The sequence below is a fragment of the Mesorhizobium sp. M7A.F.Ca.US.005.03.2.1 genome (assembly GCF_003997795.1).
Classification (GTDB): domain Bacteria; phylum Pseudomonadota; class Alphaproteobacteria; order Rhizobiales; family Rhizobiaceae; genus Mesorhizobium; species Mesorhizobium ciceri.
In genome coordinates this window covers 1-1,908 of sequence record NZ_RZRP01001047.1, presented here as the reverse complement: position 1 = coordinate 1,908, position 1,908 = coordinate 1, and the positions used below count along the sequence as shown (strand labels likewise).

General features: G+C 62.4%; 2 protein-coding genes. Both read left to right on the top strand.

Annotation, left to right across the window (positions count from 1 at the left end; genetic code table 11):
* On the top strand, positions 1 to 1,110 hold a 1,110-nt coding region (locus tag EN991_RS34405), incomplete at its 5' end, for a biotin/lipoyl-containing protein (RefSeq protein ID WP_127370398.1).
* A gap of 159 nt (positions 1,111 to 1,269) precedes the next feature.
* Positions 1,270 to 1,530, top strand: a complete 261-nt coding sequence (locus EN991_RS34400) for a DUF2312 domain-containing protein (protein ID WP_013529099.1) — start codon at positions 1,270 to 1,272, stop codon at positions 1,528 to 1,530.
* The last annotated feature ends 378 nt before the right edge of the window (positions 1,531 to 1,908 follow it).

Sequence of the window (1,908 nt, the reverse complement as noted above, 5' to 3'; positions counted from 1 at the left end):
TGCCTTGGCTCACTCGTCGAGGCGCTGAAGGGCACCGAACGCGACCCCGGTCTCGACCCGCAATGGATCAGGAAGATCTCGTTCTACTGGGAAGCGGTGCGCAACCAGTACGCCGCCTTCGAAAGCGACCTCAAGGGGCCGGCCTCGGAAGTCTATCTGCACGAGATGCCGGGCGGGCAGTTCACCAATCTGAAGGAACAGGCTCGCTCGCTCGGATTGGAGACGCGCTGGCACGAGGTGGCGCAGACCTATCACGACGTCAATCTGATGTTCGGCGACATCGTCAAGGTGACGCCGTCGTCCAAGGTTGTCGGCGACATGGCATTGATGATGGTCAGCCAGGACCTGACCGTTGCCGATGTCGAAAACCCCGACAGGGATATCGCCTTCCCGGACTCGGTCGTCTCGATGCTGCGCGGCGATCTCGGCCAGTCGCCAGGCGGGTGGCCGGCGGCGCTGCAGAGGAAGGCGCTCAAAGGCGACAAGCCGATCACGGTGCGGCCCGGCTCGCTGCTCAAGCCAGCCGACCTCAAGGCCAACCGCAAGGAAATCGAGGAGAAGCTCGAGCGCAAGCTGTCGGAGTTCGAATTCGCCTCGTGGCTGATGTATCCGAAGGTGTTCACGGATTTCGCCGGCGCGCAGGAAACCTATGGGCCGGTCAGCGTGCTGCCGACGCCGACGTATTTCTACGGCATGAAGCCGGAAGACGAGATCTTCGTCGACATCGAGAAGGGCAAGACGCTGGTGGTGCGGTGCCTTGCCATCGGCGATGTCGACGAGAAGGGCATGGTCACCGTGTTCTTCGAGCTCAACGGCCAGCCGCGCCGTGTCAAGGTGCCCGACCGGGCGCATGGCGCGTCCGCCGCCAAGGCCCGCCGCAAGGCCGAACCCGGCAACGAGGCGCATGTCGGCGCACCGATGCCGGGCGTCGTTTCTGCGCTTTCGGTGGCTGCCGGCCAGGCTGTGAAGGCCGGTGACGTGCTGCTTTCCATCGAAGCGATGAAGATGGAGACGGCGCTGCATGCCGAGCGCGACGGCACGGTCGCCGAGGTGCTGGTCAAGGCAGGCGACCAGATCGATGCCAAGGATCTGCTGATCGCTTTCAGCTAATTGATACCTTCCTGGGGATCGCTGTCCGCATCATGGCGGCAGCGTCAGTTCGATCATCGATAACAGCTTGACCCGCCGCCGCCGGTCGGGCATCGAGCCCGCTCAATTCGCCGCTGCATGCATCCCGAGTCGCGGCGCAGAAACGATGTGGAGAAAAATATGGCCGACGATATCACCGATACCAGCCAGACTGTTGCCGCCGGCCAGCTGCGTGCCTTCATCGAGCGCATAGAGCGGCTCGAGGAAGAGAAGAAGACCATTTCCGACGACATCAAGGAAGTGTTCGCCGAGGCCAAGGGCACCGGCTTCGACACCAAGGCGATGCGCACGATCATCCGGCTGCGCAAGAAGGACCAGGCCGAGCGTCAGGAAGAGGAAACCATCCTCGATCTGTATAAGGCCGCACTCGGCATGGTGTAGAGACCGTCTGGAAATTCTACTCCGGCGGCCATCTGGTGGCGTTTTCTGCGCTTCCCTAGTTCTACTGCAATGCAGTAGAACTGAGCTCACGTACTTTAAGTACGCTCCGCTCCGGTTCTCGAAACCACCACCATATGACTCGCCGGAGCGAATTTCGAAACAGTCTCCGGCCGAGCATGATGCCGAAGCGAGCATCGAGCCATGAGCGAATTCGACTTCGGCGCCCGCCGCGCCTCTGAATTCCGCCAGCGCGGCTTCTGGACGCTGTTCGCCGAGCGGCATCCGGAAGAAAGGGCTCTGATGGCGAGGCGCGGCCCCTGGTTCTGGCAGCGCGGGCTGCCCGATTTCGCCTTGGTCCTTTCCATGTATGTCGCGCCG

Coding starts and splice junctions, on each gene's coding strand:
- EN991_RS34400 (WP_013529099.1), top strand. CDS start 1,270: ATGGCCGACGATATCACCGATACCAGCCAGACTGTTGCCGCCGGCCAG.